The following is a 23982-nucleotide window of genomic DNA, read 5'->3' as shown; positions in this document are numbered from 1 at the left end:
AGCATGAAATTAAAACGGTACGGACCTTGTCTCTTTAGCCGCGATATTAGCGCGGTTTTTCTCCAGGATTTTGCAACCACGAATAGGTCTCGCCATGAAGTTATGCAAATTATTCCTCCCGGCGCTGCTTGCCGGGAATTTATCTACCGTTTGGGCCGCTGAGCAAAATGTTCCTTCTTATTCGACTTTCCAGGTGACTGCGGATGAGGCGCTGAAAAGCAAACTGCCGGCGGAGATTATTCAACGCGGTTATATCGTGGCGGGTACCAACCCCAATACGCCGCCGACCACCTTTTTTCAGGAAGATAATAAAACGCTGGCCGGTCGCGAGATCGACCTGATGAATGCCGGCGCCGCGCGTCTCGGCGTGACGGTTCGCTGGCAGGATACCGGCGGTTTCGACAACATTATTCCCGGTCTCAAATCAGGCCGCTATGACGTGGCGCTGTCTAACATCAATGCGACCCGCAAACGCCTTGAGCAGGTTGATTTCGTCAGCTATTACGATGCCTCGCGTCTTGGCGTGATTTCGCGCAAAGACGCCAGTATCGCACCGTTTACCTCCTTTGATGCGGTCTGCGGCGCGGAGATCGGCGCTGGCGCCGGCACCACGCAAATCGCCCGGCTTGAAGCGGCCAGCAAAGCCTGTACGGATGCGGGCAAAAATCCGATTAAAATCGCTGTCTTCCCGGATCGGCCATCGGGCGTCCAGGCGGTGGTCAGCGGCCGGGTGCCGATGTTCTTTGGCCCGTATGAGGGACTGACCTATCAGGTCAGCCAGGTAAAAGCGCTGGCGCTGAGCGGAACAATTCACGTTGATGATGCGCCGGTCTCCGTCGCGCTGCAAAAACAGTCGCCGCTGGAAGACGCGATCCAGGCCTCGATCAATTCGCTGATTAAAGACGGCACGTATCAGAAGATCCTCGACAAATGGTCAATCGGTTTCGGTGCCGTCACCGAGTCGAAACGTAACGAAGAGATTTTCGGATGAGCAGCGATACCCACCGCGGTCAGCAGCCGGAAGAACTGCGGATCGTCAGTAAAAGATATATCGGGCGCTGGATCAGCGCCCTGATCGTGGTGCTGGCGCTGGTCGCTATCGCGAACTCCATGCTCCACAACCCGCGCTTTGAATGGGCGATAATCGCCGAAAACTTTACCGGACCATCGATACTGCAGGGCGTGCTGATGACCCTGCAGCTCACGGCCATCTCGGTTATCTGCGGTTTTGCCGGCGGCACCGTGCTGGCGCTAATGCGTCTCTCCTCCAATCCGGTACTGGTTGCCGTCAGCTGGGGGTACACCTGGTTTTTCCGCGGCGTACCGATGCTGGTTCAGCTGTTTCTGTGGTACAACATCGCCGCGCTCTATCCCACTATTTCACTCTCGCTGCCGTGGGGAGGGGAAATCTGGAGCGCGTCGGCCAATTCGCTCATCAGCCCGTTTAGCGCGGCGGTGATTGCGCTGGTGATGCACCAGTCGGCGTATGCCGCGGAAATTATCCGCGCCGGTATCCAGAGCGTCAGCGTCGGCCAGGTAGAGGCCGCGCGGGCGCTCGGCTACCGTCCGGCGCAGATCTTCCGCCACACCGTGCTGCCGCAGGCGATGCGCGCGATCCTGCCTCCGGCTGGCAATGAGGTGATTGGTCAGTTGAAAACCACGGCGGTGGTGTCGGTGATCTCCCTGCAGGATGTACTGTTTTCCGCGCAGATTATTTATCAGCGAACCTATGAGGTGATCCCGCTGCTGCTGGTCGCCACGCTGTGGTATCTGCTGCTAACCTCGCTGCTTTCGGTGATCCAGTATTACGTCGAACGCTATTTCAGCCGCAGCAGCCACCGTAAGGCGAAACGCAAATCCCGACCGCATACCGTCGCCGTCAGGCTTAATTCAGGAGAGGCCAGCCATGGGTGAGGCGATTCAATTTCGTAAAGTCAGTAAACGTTTTGCGGGAAATACCGTTCTTGATGACATCAATCTCGATATTCCAGCCGGGTCGGTGACCGTGATCCTTGGGCCGTCCGGTTCGGGCAAATCGACTTTGCTGCGCTGCATCAACCATCTGGAAAAGCTGGACGGCGGCACGATCCGCATCGGCGGCGAACTGGTGGGCTATCAGCAAAAAGGCAATGCGCTGTATGAGCTGAGCAGCCGGAAAATCGCCGAACAGCGCAGCCGCACCGGTATGGTGTTCCAGCAATTTAATCTGTTTCCGCACCGCACCGTGCTGCAGAACATTACCGATGCGCCGCTGCGGGTGAAAGGACAACATCGTCAGCAGGTTCTGAGCAAGGCTCGCGCGCTGCTGCAGCAGGTCGGGCTGGCCAACCGCGAAGATGACTGGCCGCAGCAGCTCTCCGGCGGGCAGCAGCAGCGCGTGGCGATTGCCCGGGCGCTGGCGATGGATCCAGAAGTCATGCTGTTTGATGAACCCACCTCCGCGCTGGACCCGGAGCTGGTGGGGGAGGTGCTGCAGGTGATTAAAAAGCTGGCCCATTCCGGGATAACGATGGTCATCGTCACCCACGAAATTGGTTTTGCCCGCGAAGTCGCGGACAACATCGTCTTTATGGAGGGCGGAAAAATCGTCGCCTCGGGGCCGAGTAAAACGGTGCTGGATGATGCCGAAAACGTCCGTGTCCGGGAGTTCCTGTCTACCGTTCTGTAAAGAGTAAATCAGTAAGCCGTGACAGACTGTCACGGCTTTCCAGCCGGCTCAGCGCCGCCACCTCTTCCCGCTGCGCGTCCGTCGCCCGCGATAAGCAGGTGCGTACTTTACCGGCTAAATCGAAAGGAATAGCCAGGCTTTGCTGGCGGGTAAAGCGCTTTTGTAGCGTGTGACCGGTGCGTAAAAAGATCGTCACCTGGTGAAAACGGGCCGCCGGATTCAGCTCGTCCGGCGGGGCGGTGAGGTCCGGGCGGCGGACAACGGTCCGTGCCAGCGCGGCAATTTCCGGATCAAGCGCGCCTTGCGAAAAATCGGCCAGCAGCAGCGTCTCACGCAGCAGGCTGGCGGCAATCACATATTCGAGACTAAAGCGGGCTTCGATGCCGTTGCCCGGCTGGCGCACAGAGGCCGCAATATCGCCGCCGGGCGGGAAAGAGACTTCGATCTTTTCCAGCTCTTGCTTCAGCGCCGCAAGGCTTTTTCCCTGCCGCAACCACTCCTGGCGAATAGCGCGCGCGGCATCGGCGGCGCCGTGCGTTCCGCCGCAGGTCGGCCAGGGTTTGAATTCCAGCCCGGGGTGAACGATGCGCCACGGCGTGCCCCAGCCGGCGGTGAGCTTTTCCGTTTGCTGCACATTGGCACAGCAGGCGGCGAGGAAAGCGTCCAGGACTTTATCTGCCTGGCCGTGAAATCCTGCTATTGCCAGCGATGTGGCGCTGACCGCGGCCTGCGCCGCCAGTCCGGCGTGGAGCGGTTTAACCTCGCTACCAAACTGCGCCCGCAGCCCCGAGGCCTGGGTGGCGGCAATCCCCAGTATCACGGCGCTATTTTGTTCATCCGCCCCGACCAGCCGTGCGCAGGCCGCCGCCGCGGCGATGGTGCCGAGCGTCGCGGTGCTATGAAAGCCGAGGGTATAATGCTGTGGCCCGGCAGCAAGTCCGAGGCGCCCGGCGGCTTCCACCCCGATGACATAAGCATCGAGAAACCGGTCGCCGTCGATATCCGGTCGTTCAGCCGCCAGCGCCAGCAGCGCAGGCAGGATGACGGTAGAGGGATGTCCACGAAAATCGGGATGAAAATCATCGAAATCCAGCGCGTGCCCGGCATAGCCGAGCCGCAGCGCGCGGCTCCGGGCATCGTCCGCCGGGTAAACCTGGCGCAAACTTTTCAACCCGGGATCATCAATATCTCCGCGCGTCACCGGCAGCGTGACGGCGAGAAAATCCAGCAATCCCGTACGGGCCTTCGCGCGCGCGTCGGCGGAAGGCAATGTATCGACAATCAGGGCGGCCAGCGCCCGGGTTAAGCTCATCGGCTATTTTCCTGTGTCCTGCTGGCGGAGTGTCTCCAGCGCCTGCGCGCCAAGCTGCGCAAGATAGTTCGCGGTCGGGAACAGCGCGCGATCGTCGACGCGGAATTCGGGATGATGCAGCGCGAAGGGGCCGCCGGAGCCGATCATGATGAACGCGCCGGGGAGTTTCTGCTGGTAAAAGGCGAAGTCCTCGCCAATCGGGCTGGCCTCGACGCGTCGCGCCTCAAAGCCGGAGGCCTCGCCCTGGGCGAGGGCGAAATCCACCCATCTGGCGGTATTGACCACCGAAGGCGGACCGGGCTGCCAGTCGAGATCGATTTGCGCGTCGAAGGCTTCCGCGATGCCCCGCAGTACCTGACGGAAACGGCGTTCGATCAGTTCGCGGGTGGTCTGGTTGAAGGTGCGCACCGTCCCTTCCAGCCAGGCGCTGTCGGGGATGACGTTCCAGGTACTGCCGCTGTGTACCTGGGTGATGGAGACCACGGCGTTATGGTCGGAGGGCACATTGCGGGCGATCAGCGTCTGCAAAGCGCTGATAACCTGTCCGGCGATGATAATCGGATCGTTGCCTTCATGCGGCCGGGCGGCGTGGCTGCCGGTGCCGGACAGGGTGATGGCGAAACGATCTACGCCGGCGGTCAGGGCGCCGTCCTTACTGCCGAGGGTACCTACGGGGAGTGACGGATCGTTATGGATACCGAAAATCACGTCGGCGTCGTCCAGCGCGCCGGTGGCGATCAGCGCCGGCGCACCGTGGCCGGTCTCTTCCGCGGCCTGAAACAGGATGCGCACGGTGCCGGTAAGCGTCTCTTCCCGCGCTTTAAGCAAAATTGCCGCGCCTAATGCCGCCGAGGTATGGAAATCATGACCGCAGGCGTGCATTACCCCCGGCGTCAGCGAGGCGTAATCCAGCGCGGATTTTTCTTCAATCGGCAGGGCATCGATGTCGGCCCGCAGCACCACGATGGCACCGGGTTGGTGGCCGCCGATTTCAGCGACCAGGCCGGTTTTCAGCGGCAAATCGAGGATGCGGATCTGCCGCTGTTCCAGCGCGGCTTTGATGTCCGCGGTGGTCTGAAACTCCTGATTGGAGAGCTCCGGGTGGCGATGCAGATGATGACGAAAATCCTGCAGGAATGTCGCCAGAGGCTGATGTTCCTGGGGGATAGCAATATCGGGCATGTCAAACTCCTGTGGGCGGCTGTCGTTCCAGCCAGCGGGCGTGCTGTGATTCATCGAGAACTTTTTTCATATACAGCGTGATGTGGCCTTTGCCGAGGTCGGTTGTATGCATCGGAACGAACCCCAGCTTGCGGTAGAAATCGCGCAGCCACGGATGACTGACCGCGGTGCCGAGCGAATAGGCGGGCGCTTTCAGCTCGCCCAGCAGAATGGTCTGTTCCAGCCAGCTCAGCAGTTTTCCGCCAAGATTTTGCCCTTTGAACTCCGGATGCGTGCCGAACCAGCCGATATGCGGCAGGTTAAACGGCCCTGGCAGGATACCCCACGGGAAACGCAGGGTGACCGAGGCGACCATCCGTTCGTCGTAAAACAGGGCAAAGACGGCGTGCTCGGTAAGGTGTCTGGTCACCCGCGCCAGATCGGCGGTGGCGGCATCAAAATGGATTCCCAGCGCTTTAATCGGCGCATAGGCGGCGAGCATCAGCGCCAGGTAGTCGTGCCTGTCGTCCAGCGTCAGCCGGCGGAAATGGTGGGTCATAACACGTGCGTCTCCGGTGGCGATAGATGTCCGGACTGCTCAGCTAAGCGGATGACTTCATCAACCTTCTGCGGCGCGCAGCCTATATAGTTTGCTGGATCCAGCCAGCTTCGCAGATCCTCTTCGCTGATGCTGGCTGCCAGGGTGGGATGGGCGAGCAGAACGGATTTAAAAGATCGCTGCTGTTCAAAAGCCTGCATGGCGCAGTCGTAAACCAGGCGGTGGGCGCTCTGCTTGCCGATTTTTTTACCGACCTCGAACATCACTTTTTCGGATAACAGCAGACCGTCCTGCATCTGCAGATTAGCCGCCATCCGGGTTTTGTTCACCGTCAGGCCGGATAAAATGGCATAAGCGTTTTGCAGCTGCGCGGAGAGATAAACGGAGATTTCTGGCAGCGCAATCCATTCGGCACGCCAGCTCATGGCATCCCGTTCGTGCTCAACGTGCATCGACTGATGGATCAGGGCCACGCTGTGTAGCAGCGGGGCGGTCAGGCTGGCTAGCCCCTCAATCGCCGCCGGATTGCGCTTATGCGGCATAGTGGTCGATCCTCGATCTCGTTAATTTCGCTACGCATCAGGTTATACAGCTCGTTGCCGATTTTACCTAAGGTGCCGCTGATAAGCGCCGCCAGCGAAGCGTATTCTGAAAAGCGGTCCCGGGCTGACTGCCAACTGATGGTCGGCGAATTGAGGTTCAGATACGCCAAGGTACGGCGCTCAACTTCGGGACCGATCTCACCGAGCGCGGCGTAGGTGCCGATGGCGCCGCTAAGATTGCCGGTGAGTAGCCGGGGCCTGATGGCCGTCAGGCGATCGAGATGGCGGATAAACTCATCCAGCCACACCGCGGCTTTAAAGCCAAATGTCGTGGGCAACGCCTGCATACCATGCGTGCGCCCGGCCATCAGCGTGTACTGGTGATCGCGAGCCAGTTTTTTCAGCGCGTTAGCCACCGCGATGCTGTCGCGCGCCACAACGTCCAGAGTTTGTTTAAGCTGTAAGACGGTGGCGGTATCGACGATATCCTGTGTCGTGACGCCATAATGGATGTATTCGCCGGCGGCGCCGCACTGCTGCTGTAGCGCGGTCAGGACCGGCATCAGCGAATGTTTCATCTGCGCGCCGGAGGCGGCGATCGCTGCAATGCTGAGCTTGTCAGCGTCAGCCAGTTCGCCGATAGCGAGGGCTGCCTGCTCAGGGATAACGCCAAGCTCGCCTTCGGCTAAGGCCAGCGCCACCTCAACGTGTATTTGCTGCGTCAGGCGATTTTTCTCTGACCAAATTTCCCGCATTTCTGCGGTGCCAAAATTATTACCAAGTAAAAGAAAATCTATTGGGTGCGCGGCCATAATAATCTCATTATTTAAAGGGCTAATTTATTTTTCAGTTATCAAACGGGCCAGCTGAATCTCTTATTTGCAGAAAGGCGGTTGTTAAATTAGTCCCATGTCGCAGTATCATTTCTTTGATCCTGCGCATAATGCAAGAGCTTTTAAAGGAATAGCTAAATTTCATCTATCCTATTGCGAATTAGTGAATAAGGATTGAAAATCAGCGCTTTGTTTCTTTTTTTCATTCTCGTAGGATGGAGTAATAACCTTTTAAATATATCCAGAGATTCACTTTCCGTTTATTACGGAAGGCGTACCGGAAAGTTGTGATATCTCCTTTTTATCCGAAAACAGGCCAACAACGTGTTCGCTATTAAATCACCGCAAACCTATCACCATCAGCCCGGGCTGTGCGCCCACGTGGGGGAACTTCTCCACAAGCAGGCGACCAATATCGCGATAATCACCAGTCCACAGGCATGGAAAGCGGTTAATCCGCAGCTGGAGAACAGCCTGCATGCTGCCGGGATCCGCTGGCAGACCCATTTTCTGACCACGGAGTGCACCGATGCGGCGATTATGACGCACCTGGCCTGCGTTCGCAGACAAAACGCGACCCTGGTGCTGGGGATTGGCGGCGGACGGGTACTCGATTGCAGCAAAGCCATCGCCAGCCAGCTGGCGGATGTCGCGCTGGTGACGCTACCGACGGTAGCCGCGACCTGCGCGGCCTGGTCGCCGGTGAGTATTATCTATAACGAATGCGGCGGGCACCTCCGCAGCCAGCCGCTGTCTCTGATGCCGCTGATGGTACTGGTCGACAGCGAAGTGATTGCGCGCAGCGACGCGCGTTATCTCAGAGCCGGGATCGTCGACGCGCTGGCGAAGTGGTATGAATTCCGTCCGTATCAGCAGAAAAGCGATGACAGCCTGGCGCTCAACCTGAAAGTGCAGGCGGCGCGGCTGGCGGTGGAGATCTTCGAAAAATACGGCGCACAAGCGGTAAGGGACAATGAACGGCAGGAGGTCACCCCGGCACTGATGAAAACGATCGATGCCAATATCGCCGTCGCCGGGATGGCGAACAGTATGCGCGATGATACGCCGGCCCCGGGCGTGGCCCATGCGATCCACAACCGTTTGACCCATCAGCCGGAACTGCACGGCTGGCTGCACGGCGAGAAGGTCGGTTTCGGCCTGCTGGTCCAGTCGTTGCTGGAAAGCCACGACGGCCAGCCGGAAGCGGAACTGCTGGCGCTGCTTCGGCGCTACGGGTCGCCGCTGGCGCTACCCGATATCGGCGACAACCGTGCGGAAACCCTTGCCGTCATTGCCCGCGAAGTGAAATTCCCGGCAAAAGAGGCGGGGCGCCTGCCGTTCTCTGTTGCCGCCGAAAATATTGAGCATGCGCTACTGGCGATCGACAACGCCACTTTTTGAGAAGGAAAGATAATGAGCCACACCACCTCCCGGCAGCTGCGCCTTGGTCTGTTCGTACAACCGCTTGGCCACCATGTCAGCGGCTGGCGCTTAACCGAAACGCTGGGATCGCCGACCGATATTGAATGGCTGACGTGGATCGCCAAAAAGGCCGAAGAGGGTAAGTTCGATATGTTCTTTATCGGCGATGCGCTGGCGACCAGCGTTTACCGTCTACCGTCTACCATGGCGCGCCTTGAACCGCTGACGCTGCTGGCGGCCCTGGCGGTGCAGACCCGGCATATCGGTCTGGCGGCGACGGCCTCCACCACCTTCAGCGATCCGTTTAATCTGGCGCGTAGCTTTTCATCCCTCGATCATATCAGCCACGGTCGCGCCGCGTGGAACGTGGTGACCTCTTTTTCTACCGATGTGGCGCGCAATTTCAGTCGCGAAAATATGCCGATGCACGCCGAGCGCTACGCGGTCGCCCATGAATTCCTCGAGGTGGCCTTCAAACTGTGGGAAGGCTGGCAGGACGGGGCGGTGCAGCCGGATAAAGCGAGCGGGCGCTATTTTGTGGACGAGAAGATTCAGGCCATAAACCACCGGGGCAAATATTTCCAGGTGCAGGGACCGCTGAATATTACGCGTTCCCCGCAGGGGCGGCCGGTGATTATCGAGGCCGGTTCCTCCGCCGACGGGCAGAAACTTGCGGCGCGAACGGCCGAAGTGGTCTTTACCGCCGCCGCCACGCTCGAAGAGGCGCAGGCGTTTTACCGTTCGCAGAAACAGCAGGTGCAGGAGGCGGGGCGCAATCCGGATCACGTGCTTATCCTGCCCGGGGTGATGCCCATTGTCGGGCGTACGCGAGAAGAAGCGCGGGCGACGTGGCGTGAGCTGAATACTCTGGTGGATATCGATAACGGCATTCGTCAGCTTTCCACCCGCTTTAATATGGATCTTAGCCAGTTCCCGCTCGATGGCCCGGTGCCGGCCGTCCCGGCGGGGGAAGGGAATCAGAGTCGGGTGAAGCTGCTGACCGATCTGGCGTATCGCGAAAACCTGACGCTACGCGAGCTGGCGGCGGTTGCGGCCGGTTCACGCGGCCACCGCGTGCTGGTGGGAACCGCAGAGGATATCGCCGATGATTTCCAGCGCTGGCTGGAACAGGGCGGTGCGGACGGCTTCAATATTATGCCCGCCGTGATGCCGGAACAGCTTTCCCTGTTTGTTGAGCTGGTGATCCCTGAACTGAGACGTCGCGGCCTGTTCCGCGAGGAGTATGAGTTCAGTACGCTACGCGAAAATCTGGGTCTGCCGGCGATCGGCCCGCAAGGATAACAGAATGACCATTTCTCTCTCTCAGCGCGTGCAGCGCGTTTCGCTTTCGGCTAACGCGGCGGCGAAACAACGTACTAACGATCTTAAAAAGGCGGGCGTCGATATTCTCGATCTCACCACCGGCGAGCCGGATTTCGATACGCCTGAACATATTAAGCGGGCGGCATACGAGGCCATTGCCCGCGGAGAAACCAAATACACGGCAACCCAGGGAACCCGGGCGCTGCTGGAAGCGGTGCAGAAGAAACTGCAGCAGCAAAACCAGCTGCAGTTTGCCGTGGAGAACATCATCATCGCCAACGGCGCCAAGCAGGTTATCTTTAATGCCTTTGCGGCCACGCTGAATGACGGCGATGAAGTCATTGTGCCGGCTCCGTACTGGCCGACCTTTCCGGACAGCGTGCGCTTTAATGGCGGCACGCCGGTGCTGGTGGAATGTCACCTGGAACAGGGATACAAACTACAGCCGGAGCAGCTGGCGGCGAGCATTACGCCGCGCACGCGCTGGCTGGTGCTCAACCATCCCGGTAATCCGGACGGAGCGGTCTATTCCGCGGCAGAATTAGCGGCGCTGGCGGAGGTGCTGCGGCAACACCCGCAGGTGCTGGTGATGCTTGACGATCTCTACGAACAGATACTTTTCGATGGCCGCGAGCACCGCAATTTGCTCAATGTTGCCGCTGAATTACAGGCGCGTACGTTGCTGGTGGGAGGCGTCTCGAAAACCTACGCCATGACCGGCTGGCGCATTGGCTTCGGTGCCGGGCCACAGGCGTTGATTACCGCGATGACCGTCGTCCAGTCGCAGATCAGCTCCGGCGCCAGTTCGGTCAGCCAGGCCGCGGCGCTGGCCGCCTGGCGCGGTGAGCTGGATTTCCTGGCGCCGCAGGTGGCGACCTATCAACAGCGTCGCGATGCGCTGGTCAGCATTCTTGCCGGCATTGACGGCCTTGCGCTGACGCCGCCGCAGGGCGGGTTCTTCGTCTTCGCCCGCTGCGCGGGGCTTATCGGGCGCTACCGTCCGGACGGGGTGAAGATTGAGACGGAAGCCGACGTTGTGGATTACCTGCTGGAAAATGGGGTTTCGGGGGTGGCAGGCAGCGCTTACGGGCTGTCGCCCTATTTTCGCCTGTCGATTGCCACCGATACCGCTACCGTGATTGAAGCAGGGCGGCGAATTGCGGCGGCCTGTTCCAGATTGGTATCGGGTTAACATTGGATACGAACTTTTACTGTGGCTGCTATTGGCCTTTGAACACCGCAGATGAGATTGACCGGCGGGCGTCTGGTGATGAGGCGCCTGCCTCTGATGAAGATAGCGGTTTAAGTCCGTAAAAACGGGTAACGGCAGGGGGTCATGCCGCTGGCTATCCTTTTCTGACTCACTATTTCTGTATGAGGCCATAACCGCAAACTTTCCTGCCAGCCGGCGTTTAATTCTATAAAGTTATAATTAATTTCCTTTTATTCATTTGAAATATATAAATTGATGATTACCATCGTCTGGACATCTATACTTCCAAACCGTTGGGTGGATAAGCAACAGCATGATTATTCTCAGGAATATTTCGAAAGTTTTCGACCAGGGAAAGGCATCGATCGCGGCAGTGGATGGCGTCAATCTGACGGTGGAACAGGGACAAATTTACGGCATTATCGGCTACAGCGGCGCCGGGAAGAGTACGCTGATTCGTCTGTTGAACGGGCTGGAAAAGCCCACTTCCGGCAGCGTGGTGATTAACGGCTAGGATATTTCCGCCGCCAAAGGGGAGGCCCTACGTCAGGCGAGGCTCAAAATCAGCATGGTGTTCCAGCACTTCAATCTGCTGTGGTCGCGCACCGTAAGTGAGAACATCGCTTTCTCGATGCAAATCGCCGGCGCGCCGAAGGCGACCATCAAACGCCGGGTGGCTGAACTGATTGAGCTGGTCGGGTTAACCGGCCGGGAAAATGCCTGGCCTTCACAGCTGAGCGGCGGGCAAAAACAGCGGGTGGGGATTGCCCGCGCGCTGGCGAATAGCCCGGACGTTCTGCTGTGCGATGAAGCCACCTCGGCGCTGGATCCGCAGACGACCGATCAAATTCTGGAGCTGTTACAGGACATCAATCGCCGCTTCAAACTGACGATCGTGCTGATCACCCATGAAATGCACGTGGTGCGCAAGATTTGCAACCGGGTGGCGGTCATGGAGAACGGCAAGGTGGTTGAGGAAGGCGAGGTCATCAACGTCTTCAGCCATCCGCAGCAGCCCATTACCCGCCAGTTTGTGCGCCAGATTGGGCAGTATGCGGATGAAGCGTTTAATCCGCAGCTAAATCAGCATCTGCGCGGTACGGTCATTAAGCTGACCTTTACCGGCCACAGTACCCACCAGCCGATCGTCGGGGAATTAACGCTGCGCTATGGCCTGCCGTTCAACATTCTGCACGGCAAAATGACGCAAACCGCGCAGGGGGTCTTCGGCCAGCTGTGGGTTCACGTGGAGGCTAATGCCGAACAAATAGCGAATATCCTCGCGGATTTACGCCGCAGCGATATTGAAGGCGAGGTGATTCACCATGTTTGAGACATTATTTCCGCACCTTAAATGGCCACAGCTATGGGCAGCGACTCAGGAGACGCTGTATATGACGGTGCTCTCCGGGGCGGCGACTTTTGTGCTGGGAATTATGCTGGGGCTGGCGCTGTTTCTGACCGCCCGCGGCGGGCTGTTTCAGAACCGAACGCTCTATAGCGTTATCTCGGTGGTGGTGAACGTCTTTCGCTCGATTCCCTTCATCATCCTGATTGTGTTGCTGATCCCGTTCACCAAAACCCTCGTCGGCACGATTTTAGGCGCGAACGCGGCGCTGCCGGCGTTGATTGTCGGCGCCGCGCCGTTTTATGCCCGGCTGGTGGAGATTGCGCTGCGGGAAGTGGATAAAGGCGTTATCGAAGCGTCCCGTTCCATGGGCGCGCGTCTGAGTACCCTGATTTTTCGGGTGTTGCTGCCTGAATCATCGCCGGCGCTGGTGTCCGGTATCACCGTGACGCTGATTGCGCTGGTGAGCTACAGCGCCATGGCTGGCGTGATCGGCGCCGGCGGCTTAGGAAATCTGGCTTATCTGGAAGGATTCCAGCGAAACCACGGTGACGTCACGCTGGTGGCGACGGTAACGATTTTGATCGTTGTCTTCATCATCCAGTTCTGCGGCGACCTGTTGACCTCTTTGTTAGACAAACGCTAATAATATCAAGGAATCACATCATGAAAAAAACGTTAACGATGATTGCAGCCGTCACCTTAAGCGCCATGAGCTTTGCCTCATGGGCGGATACCCTGACCGTCGGGGCCTCCAACGTGCCGCATGCGGAAATTCTCGAGCAGGCGAAGCCGATTCTGGCGAAGCAGGGCATCGATCTGGAGATTAAACCATTCCAGGACTACATCCTGCCCAATACCGCGCTGGCGGGTCGTGAAATCGACGCCAACTATTTCCAGCACATTCCTTACCTCAACAGCGTGCTGAAGGATCATGCCGGCGATAAATCCTATGATTTCGTCAGCGCCGGGGCGATTCATATTGAGCCGATCGGCATCTACTCGAAAAAATATAAATCGTTGAAAGACCTGCCGCAGGGCGGGAAGATCATTATGCGCGATGCGGTATCAGAAGAGGGGCGTATTCTGTCCATCTTCGAAAAAGAGGGGGTGATTAAACTGAAGCCGGGCGTCGATAAAGTGAATGCGCGCATCAGCGATATCGTCGATAACCCGAAGAAACTGCAGTTCCAGCCTAACGTTGAAGCGGCGCTGCTGCCGCAAATGTATAACAATGATGAAGGCGACGCGGTGGTGATTAACGCCAACTATGCGATTGATGCCGGTCTCGATCCGGTACACGATCCGATCGCCGTGGAGAGTGGAGAAAATAACCCTTACGCCAACATCATTACCGTCCACCGTGGCGATGAGCACAAAAAAGATATCGTCGCGCTGGTGAACGTTCTGCACTCAAAAGAGATTCAGGACTGGATTCGCAGCAAGTATAAAGGCGCCGTGATCCCGGTAAATAACTGATCTGCAGCCGCGCGGCGGAGCGTTTCGCCGCGCAGTTTCCTTGCCGGACGCTATCTTTCTGCTCTCCCTCAGCGTCCCCACCGGCTTTGCAGATAACTGACGGCCTGCTGGGTCTGCGGTTGATTGAGATAGTTTTCCCTGAACAGGATGGTGCCCTGGATTTGTGGCATCGACTCGTTGAGGTCGAGCTGTTTTTTCAGCTCAGGCACGCCGCCGTTCACCATCCAGTCGGGCTCACTCTTCGACGGTTCACCAACTTTATACAGCGCCACTCCGATATAAAGTCGCGTACCGGTCGGTTTCACCACGTCCGCCCACCATTTCGCCAGCACGTCATATCGGGCCGCGTCGCGGGCAAAGGGCCAGTACAGCTGCGGGGCGATGTAGTCGAGCAGCCCTTGCTGAACCCAGCTGCGGGTATCGGCGTAGGATTCATCATAGGCCGCCGCGCCACGGGTGTCTGACCCCGCCGGGTCGTGCGAACGGTTACGCCAGACGCCGGCGGGGCTGACGCCGAATTCAACGTCGGGGTTAAGCTGTTTGATGGCGCGCGAAACCTGAGCAATCAGCTGCTGGGTATTGTGCCGCCGCCAGTCTGCTTTTGCGGCATATCCCTGACCATATCTTCGGTAGGTCTGACTGTCGTTGAGGGCTGAGCCCGGGGACTCGGTATAGAAGTAATCATCAAACTGCACGCCATCAACCGGATAATGCTCAACGACCTCCGCCACGATGCTGGTGATCCAGTCGCGAACCTCCGGAATGCCGGGATCGAGGACGAAGCGCTCCCCGGCGGTACGGACCCAGTCACGATGCAGAACAAAGACGCTGGCGGGAACCTGCGGCAGCGTCGCGTTGAGCTCGGCGACGGTCTTCGGCCGGATATTTACGGATACCCGGTAGGGATTGAACCAGGCATGGACCCGCATCCCGCGTTTGTGGGCTTCATCCAGCATAAACTGTAGCGGGTCGTAGCCAGGATCCTGGCCGATTTTGCCCGTCAGCATATCGGACCAGGGCAAAATTTTTGACGGCCACAGAGCGGTGCCATCCGGTTTCACCTGGAAGAAGACGGTATTGATGCCGAGGCTTTTCAGCTTATCCAGTTTGTCGGTGAGCGCCTTCTGCTGCTGCCGGATGCGCGCCTGCGGGTCGCCAATCGTGACGGAGGCAACCGGCGGCCAGTCGAGACGGGAGACCGTCGTCAGCCAGACGCCGCGCACCGGCTCATGGTTTTTGCCCGGATGGGGGTGTTTGAGCGCCGGTGGCAGCGGAGTAACCACGGAGACCGGCGGTTTGCTGCTGCAGCTGGCAAGTAGCAGGGCGATGGCGGCTGCCACCCCTGACCTTGTCAGGTTGGTCATCACATCCGGGCGGTAAAAGCGCATGATCATATACGCCTGCTGGTTAGGTGAGTGCGTGAAAGAAGCATTTTCATATTCTTCAAATTTATATCAACAGGCTGTCTTCAGGCTTTTCCTGGACGGTTTTTGTCCAGGAGCCTGGCCGCAAGCTGATAATTATGTCGCCGTTTACCATGATTTCTCAATAAAAAACATTAAACTTTGATCGATTCTGGGTGAGGATGTCCTTAATACGTTAAAATTCTGCCTGGTGAGTAACTATTCATCTCGAATGGCGAGTAACGCTGGACTTCCATGAAAAACACATCATTTCGACATCGCCTTTGGATCATTTCATTTTTGATTTTTGCGCTGGCTCTCGGGAACGGTTTTTGCTACTGGCAGATGCAAAAAAATCTCGACGCGGATATCCGCTCCCGTCTTCAACAGTCAATAGCCAGCCTTGATGTGACGCTCTCCCATGCGCAACAGGCCGCCAGCCAGGCAGCACCGTATCTGGGTAAAAGCTGTAATGAACAGGTCTTGACGGCGATCCGCACCATTGTCGCGACCATTCCCGATGTCCGCACCGTTAATCTGGTTAACAATAATGAAATATACTGTACCTCGGTGTTTGGCGGCCGTAAATTCAAGGTCGATCAGGCGCAATACGCCCATGGTCAGATGCTGATGATGGGCGGTAATGAAATAACGCCCTCACGCCCGCTAATTGTTTACAGTGTGCAGGACCAGCGGGGTCATACCGCGCTGATCGGTATTGATGGCTACTATTTATATAATATATTAAATGTGCTCGATCGCGATGCCCGCTTATATTTAAAAGTAGCTGACCGGTTTATGTCGAAAACCGGCGCGGTGACCCGCCATCCGGATATTAATAAGGCCGTGGAATTACCCTCGCAACGTTTTAAATATTCCGTTATTGCCGACCGGGGATATGCTTCCAGTGTCGCCAGCTTTATAAAATATGAGCGCAATTCGTTGCTGGTTATCATCCTCGTCGCGCTCCTCGCGACGTTCCTGTTCAGAAACTATCTCAACTACCGTGTAACGGTAGAGTACATGCTCAAGAAGGCGATTAAGCTGAAACAGCTGCAGCCCTGGATCCAGCCGATCGTCAATAGCGAGACGGGAGTAGTGGTTGGCGGAGAGGTGCTGGTACGCTGGCAGCACCCGCGGCTGGGGGCTATTTCTCCGGATAAGTTTATTGCGGTGGCTGAACAGACCGGGCTGATTAAAGGGATCACCGACATCTGTTTCACCGAGGTGATTAACCAGTTTCGTAGGCGGGCGCAGACGATCCCGCAGGGATTATTTATCTGTTTTAATACCAGTTCGCTCAATTTCCAGGACCATGACATTATTGCGTTGTGCCGGCAGTTTATGGACCGGCTGAATGCTTCTCAGGTACGGCTGGTGCTGGAGATCACCGAACGCGAATCGATTGAAAATACGCGGCAAACCTCGCTGGTGACGGAAAAACTCAGGGCGATGGGAGTGGAGTTTTCCCTCGACGATTTTGGTACCGGATATGCCAACTACAGCTATTTACAGCAGTTCACGCCAGAGTTTATCAAAATTGATAAGATTTTTACGTTTAACATCTTAACCAACCATGCCTCCGCGCTGGTGGTTAAAAATATGGTGAACCTGGCGAAGAAATTCAACTGTCAGATTATCGCCGAAGGAGTGGAGGAGAAGGCCCAGATCGCGATGTTGAAAGAGATGGGGATCGACATATTCCAGGGTTATTATTTTTCGAAGGCGTTAACGGTCGATGAATATATCGCTATGGTTGGCGATAAATCGGCCCTGCGCGGAAAATAGCGCGACGGAATAAATAGCGGCGGCGTACGCAGGGCCGTCCGCGCCTCCGACGGCGCGTTTTCCCTTTATGGACTGCACAGCGCGGTGGACGACGAAATGCTTAACCTCGCGACCGGGCGCTATTTATCCTCTTTCCCCTCATCTTCTTGTTAGCATCTTCACAATACCGCAACAAAATTATTCACACTCATGATCATTTTCGCACTTTTGCACCAGGGCAGTGCGCAACGTGTGAAAAGAGCAACTATGTTTAGCACGCTGGTCGGTACGGACGCCGCAGTTCCCTACTCGCCACGTGATGGCAACAGAACCTCCTGACCTGTACTGAAATGCACGTTAGCCGGAGGGGGGATGCGCTGTTACCGTGCGTGACCTCCACCCATTAGTAAGCGATCTGGCTGGCCATTTCTCCCTGGCGGGATTTTTGCTTCTTCCACCCTGGCCGTAACGGCATGCTGTCCGCCTTCGGCAAACCAAACAGTAAATGATATTTTCCGCGCCATGACCTGGCGCCAGGCTATAAATCGCTGAGGAATATCGAATGTCTCTGAAACTCAAAAAGTTGACTCTTCATTTTGCGATTGCCGGTTGTATGAGTGTGGCATTTTACGCACAGGCGGATGTGAAGATTGGGGTTGCCGGACCGTTTACCGGGCCGAATGCCACCTACGGCGCCCAGTACTGGAAAGGGGCCTCGCAGGCGGCGGCGGATATTAATGCGGCGGGAGGAATTAAAGGCGAGAAAATTGTGCTGGTTCAGGGCGATGATGCCTGTGAGCCGAAACAGGCGGTAGCGGTGGCTAACCGCCTGGTGGATGAGTCCGGCGTTTCAGCCGTGGTCGGTCACTTCTGCTCATCCTCAACGATGCCTGCTTCGGAAGTGTATGACGAAGCGGGGATCCTGACTATCACGCCGGGCTCCACTAACCCCCTGATTACCGAGCGCGGGATGAAAGACATGTTCCGTATGTGCGGTCGCGACGATCAGCAGGGGGCCATTGCGGCAAACTACATGCTTGACGTGCTGAAAGCGAAAAAAATCGCCGTTATTCACGATAAAGACACCTATGGTCAGGGACTGGCGGATGCAACCCGGGCGGCGCTGGCGAAGCGCGGCACGAAAGAGGTGCTGTATGAAGGGTTATCCCGTGGCGAAAAGGATTTCAACGCGCTGGTGACCAAAATCGGGGCGCTGAAACCTGACGTGGTCTATTTCGGCGGCTGTCATCCGGAAGCTGGCCCGCTGGTTCGCCAGATGAGGGAGCAGGGAGTACAGGCGAAATTCTTCTCCGGCGATTGCATCGTCACCGAGGAGCTGGTTACCGCCGCTGGCGGGCCGCAATTCACCGACGGCGTCCTGATGACCTTTGGCCAGGATCCGCGAACCCTGGCGGAAGGGAAAACCGTTATCGAAAAATTCCGCGCCAGCGGTTTTGAACCAGAAGGCTATACCCTGTATGCCTACGCCTCCATTCAGGCGATTGCCGCGGCCTATAACGCGGTCGGCACCGATAACAGCAAAGCCAGCGAATGGCTGAAAGCCAACAGCGTCGATACCGTGATGGGCAAAAAAGCCTGGGACGGAAAAGGCGATCTTAAAGTGTCGGATTACGTCGTCTACAAGTGGGATGATAAAGGCAAATATCACCAGCTTTAGCCGTTAACTGAACTCTCCGGCCCTGTATTAAGAAGGGTGTGACTCGCAAACAAGGCAGCGTGCGGCGGATGCCTGGCCGTTCGCTGCCCGTGTACCGGCAGGATGGTGTCTATGGAAGCGTTCTTTCTGCAACAACTGATTAATGGGCTGACGTTGGGCGCCGTGTATGGATTAATCGCCATTGGCTACACCATGGTGTACGGCATCATCGGCATGATTAACTTCGCGCACGGCGAGGTGTATATGATCTCAGCCTACCTGTGCGCCATCGGGCTGGCGCTGCTCTCCTGGTTTGGTATTCACTCTTTTCCCCTGCTGATCTTTGGCACCCTGGTGTTCACCATTGTGGTCACCGGCGTCTATGGCTGGGCGATTGAACGGATTGCCTACCGGCCTTTACGTAACTCCACCCGGCTGGCGCCGCTGATTTCGGCCATCGGCATGTCGCTTATCCTGCAGAACTATGTGCAACTTAGCCAGGGCCCCAACCAACAGGGTATCCCGACGCTGTTGACCGGCGTACTGCGCCTGCAGGTTGGCGATGGCATCGTGCAAATCACCTGGACCAAAATTTTTATCCTTGCGGCGGCGCTGATAGGGATGATCGTCCTGACCTGGATAATTCAGTACACCCGGCTGGGGCGTATTTGTCGGGCGACGCAACAGGATCGCCGGATGGCGGCGATCCTCGGGATTAATACCGACCGGGTGATCTCGCTGGTGTTTGTGATTGGCGCGGCGATGGCCGGGCTGGCCGGGGTACTGGTGACCATGAATTACGGCACCTTTGATTTCTATATCGGTTTTATCATCGGGATTAAAGCCTTTACTGCCGCGGTGCTGGGTGGGATCGGTTCGCTGCCCGGCGCCATGCTGGGAGGGCTGCTGCTGGGCGTGGCCGAGGCGCAGTTTGCCGGGCTGGTGAACTCTGACTACAAAGACGTATTTTCCTTCGCTCTGCTGGTGGCGATCCTTATCTTCCGCCCTCAGGGGCTGCTCGGTCGTCCGATGGTTGCAAAGGTTTAAGGGGTAAAACATGGCTGAAGTGTCCCGTAAACCAGGGCTGGATATCAGAAGCTGCCTGATTGATAGCGTCCTGGCCGGATTGTGCGCGCTGGTAGTATTTGGCCCGATCGTGGGCATTGTGCTTAAAGGTTATAGCTTCAATCTGTCGACCCAGCGGGTGGCGATCCTGGTCGCCGTGGTGATGACCGGGCGGCTGATGCTCAGTCTGTTGCTGCAAAGCCGCGGCGGGCGGAAATTTCTCGCGCGCTTTGAAGGGGGCGATGACGGCGTTTACGTGCGTCCCCCAGGCTATCGTTCACGACTGCGGTGGATCGTTCCGCTGCTGGCGGTGATAGCGATAATCTTCCCGGCTATCGCCACCAAATATCTGCTGACGGTCGCCATCCTCGGGCTGATTTATGTCCTGCTGGGACTGGGGCTGAATATCGTTGTTGGCCTGGCCGGGCTGCTCGATCTTGGCTATGTCGCGTTCTACGCCATTGGCGCCTATGGCCTGGCGCTGGGCTATCAGTATCTGGGGCTGGGATTTTGGGCGATGCTGCCGCTAGGGGCGATCATGGCGGCGCTGGCCGGGGCGCTGCTCGGGTTCCCGGTGCTACGAATGCATGGGGATTATCTGGCGATCGTCACCCTCGGGTTTGGCGAAATTATCCGCCTGGTGCTGAATAACTGGGTCAGTTTTACCGGCGGCCCGAATGGCGTTTCGGTCCCGGCGCCGACCTTGTTCGGGCTGGAGTTTGCCCGGCGGGCGAAGGAAGGCGGAGTGCCGATCCACGAGTTTCTGCATATCAGCTATAACCCCAACCTCAAATTTATCTTTATCTACGCGGTGCTGTGCCTGGTGGTGCTGGTGGTGCTATTTATCAAGCACCGGTTGACGCGAATGCCGATCGGCCGCGCATGGGAAGCGCTGCGCGAAGATGAGATCGCCTGTCGGGCGATGGGGCTGAACCACGTGCTGGTTAAACTGTCGGCGTTTATGCTCGGGGCGTCTACCGCCGGGATCGCCGGGGTCTTTTTTGCCACTTATCAGGGGTTCGTTAATCCGACTTCGTTTACCTTTTTTGAGTCGGCGTTGATTCTGGCGATTGTGGTGCTGGGCGGCATGGGGTCGACGCTGGGAGTGGTGCTGGCGGCTTTTGTCCTGACGGTTACGCCGGAACTGCTGCGCGGTTTTGACGAATACCGGGTGCTGCTGTTCGGCATGCTGATGGTGCTGATGATGATCTGGCGCCCGCGCGGGCTGGTACGAACCAGCCGCACCGGCGTCGCGGTACGCAAGGGAGTGGCGCCATGAGTGACAACATCTTACAGGTTGAGCATTTGATGATGCATTTTGGCGGGATCAAGGCGCTTAATGACGTCAATCTTGAGGTTAAACGCGGCTCAATCACCGCGCTGATTGGTCCCAACGGCGCGGGGAAGACCACGGTGTTTAACTGTCTGACCGGGTTTTATCGCGCCACCGGCGGGGTGATTAAGCTCAATGCCCATGCGCGGATGACCGATGTGATTCAGGTGCTGGGGCAAAAGATTCGGCCGGCTGATTTCTTACATCCTGCCGTTCTGGGGACGCGGCTGTATTACAAAATGTTCGGCGGGACGCATCTGGTTAACCGGGCGGGACTGGCGCGCACTTTTCAGAACATCCGCCTGTTCCGTGAAATGTCGGTGGTTGAAAACCTGCTGGTGGCCCAGCATATGCAGGTCAATCGCAATTTGCTGGCCGGGATTTTAAATACCCCCGGCTATCGTCAAGCGGAAAATCAGGCGCTGGACCGGGCCTTTTACTGGCTGGAGGTGGTGGGGATGGTGGATTGCGCCAACCTGCTGGCCGGGACGCTCTCCTATGGGCAGCAGCGGCGGCTGGAGATCGCCCGCGCGATGTGTACCGACCCGGAGATGATCTGTCTGGACGAACCGGCCGCGGGTCTTAACCCCGTGGAGACCCAGGCGCTGAGCCGGATTATCCGTTTCCTGCGCCAGCAGCATGGCGTCACGGTTTTACTGATTGAACATGACATGGGCATGGTGATGGAAATTTCAGACCACGTGATCGTGCTCGATCATGGCGATGTGATTGCCCGGGGCGAACCGAAAGCGATCCAGTCAAACACCAGCGTGATTGCGGCCTATCTGGGCACGGATGAAGAGGAGATCGCCGAATGAACCAGCCGTTGCTTGAGTTTCGTCAGGTGGATGTTTTTTACGGCCAGATCCAGGCGCTGAAACAGGTCTCCTTAACGGTGAATGAGGGGGAGACGGTAGCGCTGATCGGCGCCAATGGCGCCGGTAAATCCACGCTCCTGATGTCCATTTTTGGTCAGCCGCGTATTGCCGAAGGGCAGATACGCTATCGAGGGGAAGATATCAGCCGACAGTCCACCCATTTTATCGCCAGCAACGGGATTGCCCAGGCCCCGGAGGGGCGGCGGATCTTTGCCGATATGACGGTGGAGGAGAATCTGCTGATGGGGACGATCCCCATCGGCAACCGCTATCAGAATGAAGATAAGGCGCGGATGTATCAGCTTTTTCCCCGTCTCGAAGAGCGACGCTCGCAACGCGCCATGACGCTGTCGGGCGGTGAACAGCAAATGCTGGCCATTGCCCGGGCGTTGATGAGCAGACCGAAGCTGCTGCTGCTGGATGAGCCCAGCCTCGGGCTTGCGCCGCTGGTGGTAAAACAGATTTTCCAGATTCTGCGTGAACTGACGCAGCAGGGAATGACGCTGTTTCTGGTGGAACAAAACGCGCACCATGCGCTTAAGCTCTCCGATCGTGCCTACGTGATGGTTAACGGCCAGATCCAGCTGAGCGGAACCGGGAGAGAGCTTTTAAATAATCCGCAGGTCAGGAATGCTTATCTCGGCGTGAGCTGAAAAGGGAAAATGGCGTACCCCGGCAACGACGGCTCGCTTGAACGAGCGTCAGAAATAAAAGCCCTCTCCTCTGATGAGTGTTGCTAATATCGCCAGAATGAAATTAACCACCGGTCATTAACGCAGGGCAGGTACAAAACGAAAGGCCGGATATATCATCCGGCCTGTTGTTTCAGGATAGCGATTTTTCTGCAAATAGATTGAGATGGTAGCGATAGCTGTCCAGGAACCGTGATTTGCATGCATCATTCATACTGCCGGTGACCTGTTCAACATCCACTTTCCGCCCTTGTGAGTTCATCTGGGCCAGACTTAATGCAATAAAATCAAAATCTTTTGGATGAAACTTTTCTACGTGGTGTATTGCCTGCATATTCCTCCCTTTTAATCGCCATGAAGAGTAAGGTTTATGCTCTGCTATTTTCAGTATGGCCCAGCCTCTCGATATTCTCCTGCAGAGTCGCGAAAACTGTGAGGCCAGCCGCAGATTTTGTACTTTAGGGCGTTTCCTGCCGCCGCAATCCGCCTGTCAGGCCGTCTGGTGGAGGTAAATGCTGCCATGAAGGCGCTCCCCAGAATGATTGAGCTGTCATCAGGCGTATGTTTTATTTTTTTGTATGCGATCTGGCAAAATTAGCAGGAGGAAACTCATCATTAGTGACGAAATAAAAATTAGTTTTCCAATTGATATAGAAATGAGTGTTTACTCACAGAAAGAAAATCAGGAGTAATTATTCTGGAGGTAGATAATACAAAAATCGTACGGCGCATTTAATTCACTTCTCAGGAGGTTAATCACTCTATATTTGTGGACGACCGACATGTCTTAAGGCTCTGGAATAACGTGTTGATATTTCGATGCGCAGCATTGCAGCGGAATATTACCGGATCAATAAAGCAGAAAGAGGCGTTTTAATTCTTTCCGCAGGATGATAGTAGGGTGACTGACATGTCTGATTATAATGAAAAAAGTGCGATTTCAGCACTTCTCGCAGGTCATTGTTCCGATCCATTCTCCGTGCTTGGCATGCACTCAAACGATGCTGGTCTGGAAGTGCGCGCATTATTACCCGATGCCAGCGAGGTATGGGTAATTGAACCGCAAACCGGGCGTAAAGTCGGCAAGCTCGAATGCCTCGACTCACGCGGATTCTTTAGCGGCGTTCTGCCGCGGCGAAAAAATGCTTTTCGCTACCAGCTGGCGGTCACCTGGCACGGCCAGCAAAACCTGATTGACGACCCTTATCGCTTTGGCCCGCTGCTGCAGGAGTTTGACGTCTGGCTGCTCTCCGAAGGAACCCATCTGCGGCCCTACGAGACCCTGGGCGCTCATGCCGACACCATGGACGGGGTGACCGGGACGCGC

19 protein-coding genes and 3 pseudogenes are annotated in these 23982 nt (G+C 56.9%); 16 read left to right on the top strand and 6 right to left on the bottom strand.

What is annotated here, in order from left to right; translation table 11 throughout:
• The first annotated feature begins 94 nt into the window (after positions 1–94).
• The 3 genes from ACI2JR_RS00110 to ACI2JR_RS00100 are packed head-to-tail and all read left to right on the top strand — an operon-like array spanning position 95 to position 2668.
• Entirely contained in the window at positions 95–991 is an 897-nt protein-coding gene (locus ACI2JR_RS00110; protein ID WP_462477527.1) for an ABC transporter substrate-binding protein, read from the top strand.
• Positions 988–1914 (top strand): amino acid ABC transporter permease, encoded by a 927-nt coding sequence (locus ACI2JR_RS00105; protein WP_462477526.1) that lies wholly within the window; start codon positions 988–990, stop codon positions 1912–1914. Before ACI2JR_RS00110 ends, ACI2JR_RS00105 begins: the two co-directional genes overlap by 4 nt.
• Positions 1907–2668, top strand: a complete 762-nt coding sequence (locus tag ACI2JR_RS00100; RefSeq protein WP_132730984.1) for an amino acid ABC transporter ATP-binding protein — start codon at positions 1907–1909, stop codon at positions 2666–2668. The genes ACI2JR_RS00105 and ACI2JR_RS00100 overlap by 8 nt, the downstream gene beginning before the upstream one ends.
• Here the strand turns inward: ACI2JR_RS00100 and ACI2JR_RS00095 are convergent.
• The 4 genes and pseudogenes from ACI2JR_RS00095 to purB form a co-directional block, all read right to left on the bottom strand.
• Entirely contained in the window at positions 2655–3980 is a 1326-nt protein-coding gene (locus ACI2JR_RS00095) for an MmgE/PrpD family protein (RefSeq protein WP_462477525.1), read from the bottom strand. The two genes, ACI2JR_RS00100 and ACI2JR_RS00095, sit on opposite strands and share 14 nt — an antisense overlap.
• Positions 3981–3983: 3 nt before the next feature.
• Positions 3984–5162 carry an amidohydrolase gene (locus ACI2JR_RS00090; protein WP_207896662.1) on the bottom strand — a complete coding sequence of 393 codons (1179 nt, stop codon included), beginning with the start codon at positions 5160–5162 and terminating at the stop codon, positions 3984–3986.
• A 1-nt stretch (position 5163) separates the two neighbouring features.
• Positions 5164–5700 carry a GNAT family N-acetyltransferase gene (locus ACI2JR_RS00085; protein ID WP_132730986.1) on the bottom strand — a complete coding sequence of 179 codons (537 nt, stop codon included), beginning with the start codon at positions 5698–5700 and terminating at the stop codon, positions 5164–5166.
• A pseudogene (gene purB, locus ACI2JR_RS00080) lies at positions 5697–7054 on the bottom strand (adenylosuccinate lyase). Before purB ends, ACI2JR_RS00085 begins: the two are co-directional and overlap by 4 nt.
• A 345-nt stretch (positions 7055–7399) precedes the next feature.
• Here purB and ACI2JR_RS00075 point away from each other — a divergent pair.
• The 6 genes and pseudogenes from ACI2JR_RS00075 (at position 7400) to ACI2JR_RS00050 (ending at position 13860) form a co-directional block, all read left to right on the top strand.
• Positions 7400–8476 (top strand): iron-containing alcohol dehydrogenase family protein, encoded by a 1077-nt coding sequence (locus ACI2JR_RS00075; RefSeq protein WP_132730988.1) that lies wholly within the window; start codon positions 7400–7402, stop codon positions 8474–8476.
• Positions 8477–8488: 12 nt separating this feature from the next.
• Positions 8489–9799, top strand: a complete 1311-nt coding sequence (locus tag ACI2JR_RS00070) for an LLM class flavin-dependent oxidoreductase (RefSeq protein ID WP_462477524.1) — start codon at positions 8489–8491, stop codon at positions 9797–9799.
• Between the two features lie 4 nt (positions 9800–9803).
• Entirely contained in the window at positions 9804–11012 is a 1209-nt protein-coding gene (locus ACI2JR_RS00065) for an aminotransferase class I/II-fold pyridoxal phosphate-dependent enzyme (RefSeq protein ID WP_132730990.1), read from the top strand.
• A gap of 334 nt (positions 11013–11346) precedes the next feature.
• Positions 11347–12366 (top strand): annotated as a pseudogene (locus ACI2JR_RS00060) (methionine ABC transporter ATP-binding protein).
• Positions 12359–13027 carry a methionine ABC transporter permease gene (locus tag ACI2JR_RS00055; protein WP_132730992.1) on the top strand — a complete coding sequence of 223 codons (669 nt, stop codon included), beginning with the start codon at positions 12359–12361 and terminating at the stop codon, positions 13025–13027. The pseudogene ACI2JR_RS00060 and the gene ACI2JR_RS00055 overlap by 8 nt, the downstream one beginning before the upstream one ends.
• A 20-nt stretch (positions 13028–13047) precedes the next feature.
• Entirely contained in the window at positions 13048–13860 is an 813-nt protein-coding gene (locus ACI2JR_RS00050; RefSeq protein WP_462477523.1) for a MetQ/NlpA family ABC transporter substrate-binding protein, read from the top strand.
• Between the two features lie 68 nt (positions 13861–13928).
• On the opposite strand, the gene ACI2JR_RS00045 is transcribed toward ACI2JR_RS00050, so the two are convergent.
• The gene (locus tag ACI2JR_RS00045) at positions 13929–15224 is read right to left on the bottom strand and encodes a glycoside hydrolase family 10 protein (protein WP_462477719.1); all 1296 of its coding nucleotides are present in this window, start codon (positions 15222–15224) and stop codon (positions 13929–13931) included.
• Positions 15225–15518: 294 nt separating this feature from the next.
• Between ACI2JR_RS00045 and ACI2JR_RS00040 the strand changes: the two genes are divergently transcribed.
• The 6 genes from ACI2JR_RS00040 to ACI2JR_RS00015 all read left to right on the top strand — a co-directional run bounded on the left by ACI2JR_RS00040 (position 15519) and on the right by ACI2JR_RS00015 (position 22616).
• Positions 15519–17051: an EAL domain-containing protein gene (locus ACI2JR_RS00040; protein WP_462477522.1), complete on the top strand. Its 1533-nt coding sequence runs from the start codon at positions 15519–15521 to the stop codon at positions 17049–17051.
• A gap of 598 nt (positions 17052–17649) precedes the next feature.
• On the top strand, positions 17650–18708 hold the full coding sequence (locus ACI2JR_RS00035; protein WP_207896665.1) for a branched-chain amino acid ABC transporter substrate-binding protein: 1059 nt from the start codon (positions 17650–17652) through the stop codon (positions 18706–18708).
• Between the two features lie 111 nt (positions 18709–18819).
• Positions 18820–19734: an ABC transporter permease subunit gene (locus ACI2JR_RS00030; protein ID WP_132730997.1), complete on the top strand. Its 915-nt coding sequence runs from the start codon at positions 18820–18822 to the stop codon at positions 19732–19734.
• Positions 19735–19744: 10 nt separating this feature from the next.
• Positions 19745–21031: a high-affinity branched-chain amino acid ABC transporter permease LivM gene (livM, locus tag ACI2JR_RS00025; RefSeq protein WP_132730998.1), complete on the top strand. Its 1287-nt coding sequence runs from the start codon at positions 19745–19747 to the stop codon at positions 21029–21031.
• A complete protein-coding gene (locus ACI2JR_RS00020; protein ID WP_462477521.1) occupies positions 21028–21903 on the top strand; it encodes an ABC transporter ATP-binding protein in 876 nt (291 codons plus the stop codon). The genes livM and ACI2JR_RS00020 overlap by 4 nt, the downstream gene beginning before the upstream one ends.
• A complete protein-coding gene (locus ACI2JR_RS00015; RefSeq protein ID WP_132731000.1) occupies positions 21900–22616 on the top strand; it encodes an ABC transporter ATP-binding protein in 717 nt (238 codons plus the stop codon). The genes ACI2JR_RS00020 and ACI2JR_RS00015 overlap by 4 nt, the downstream gene beginning before the upstream one ends.
• Before the next feature lie 172 nt (positions 22617–22788).
• Here the strand turns inward: ACI2JR_RS00015 and ACI2JR_RS00010 are convergent, their stop codons facing one another.
• Positions 22789–22989, bottom strand: a complete 201-nt coding sequence (locus ACI2JR_RS00010) for a glycogen synthesis protein GlgS (protein ID WP_132731001.1) — start codon at positions 22987–22989, stop codon at positions 22789–22791.
• 576 nt (positions 22990–23565) lie between these two features.
• Here ACI2JR_RS00010 and ACI2JR_RS00005 point away from each other — a divergent pair.
• Positions 23566–23982, top strand: a pseudogene (locus ACI2JR_RS00005) (1,4-alpha-glucan branching enzyme); the annotation flags it as partial.

Source organism: Klebsiella sp. NPDC088457, assembly GCF_044900465.1.
Classification (GTDB): domain Bacteria; phylum Pseudomonadota; class Gammaproteobacteria; order Enterobacterales; family Enterobacteriaceae; genus Klebsiella.
This window is presented reverse-complemented; position numbering and strand designations above follow the sequence as displayed.

Excerpts from the sequence above, each read along its gene's own strand:
- ACI2JR_RS00110 (WP_462477527.1), top strand. The coding sequence starts at position 95 with ATGAAGTTATGCAAATTATTCCTCCCGGCGCTGCTTGCCGGGAATTTA.
- ACI2JR_RS00105 (WP_462477526.1), top strand. The coding sequence starts at position 988 with ATGAGCAGCGATACCCACCGCGGTCAGCAGCCGGAAGAACTGCGGATC.
- ACI2JR_RS00100 (WP_132730984.1), top strand. The coding sequence starts at position 1,907 with ATGGGTGAGGCGATTCAATTTCGTAAAGTCAGTAAACGTTTTGCGGGA.
- ACI2JR_RS00095 (WP_462477525.1), bottom strand. The coding sequence starts at position 3,980 with ATGAGCTTAACCCGGGCGCTGGCCGCCCTGATTGTCGATACATTGCCT.
- ACI2JR_RS00090 (WP_207896662.1), bottom strand. The coding sequence starts at position 5,162 with ATGCCCGATATTGCTATCCCCCAGGAACATCAGCCTCTGGCGACATTC.
- ACI2JR_RS00085 (WP_132730986.1), bottom strand. The coding sequence starts at position 5,700 with ATGACCCACCATTTCCGCCGGCTGACGCTGGACGACAGGCACGACTAC.
- ACI2JR_RS00070 (WP_462477524.1), top strand. The coding sequence starts at position 8,489 with ATGAGCCACACCACCTCCCGGCAGCTGCGCCTTGGTCTGTTCGTACAA.
- ACI2JR_RS00065 (WP_132730990.1), top strand. The coding sequence starts at position 9,804 with ATGACCATTTCTCTCTCTCAGCGCGTGCAGCGCGTTTCGCTTTCGGCT.
- ACI2JR_RS00055 (WP_132730992.1), top strand. The coding sequence starts at position 12,359 with ATGTTTGAGACATTATTTCCGCACCTTAAATGGCCACAGCTATGGGCA.
- ACI2JR_RS00050 (WP_462477523.1), top strand. The coding sequence starts at position 13,048 with ATGAAAAAAACGTTAACGATGATTGCAGCCGTCACCTTAAGCGCCATG.
- ACI2JR_RS00045 (WP_462477719.1), bottom strand. The coding sequence starts at position 15,224 with ATGACCAACCTGACAAGGTCAGGGGTGGCAGCCGCCATCGCCCTGCTA.
- ACI2JR_RS00040 (WP_462477522.1), top strand. The coding sequence starts at position 15,519 with ATGAAAAACACATCATTTCGACATCGCCTTTGGATCATTTCATTTTTG.
- ACI2JR_RS00030 (WP_132730997.1), top strand. The coding sequence starts at position 18,820 with ATGGAAGCGTTCTTTCTGCAACAACTGATTAATGGGCTGACGTTGGGC.
- livM (WP_132730998.1), top strand. The coding sequence starts at position 19,745 with ATGGCTGAAGTGTCCCGTAAACCAGGGCTGGATATCAGAAGCTGCCTG.
- ACI2JR_RS00020 (WP_462477521.1), top strand. The coding sequence starts at position 21,028 with ATGAGTGACAACATCTTACAGGTTGAGCATTTGATGATGCATTTTGGC.
- ACI2JR_RS00015 (WP_132731000.1), top strand. The coding sequence starts at position 21,900 with ATGAACCAGCCGTTGCTTGAGTTTCGTCAGGTGGATGTTTTTTACGGC.
- ACI2JR_RS00010 (WP_132731001.1), bottom strand. The coding sequence starts at position 22,989 with ATGCAGGCAATACACCACGTAGAAAAGTTTCATCCAAAAGATTTTGAT.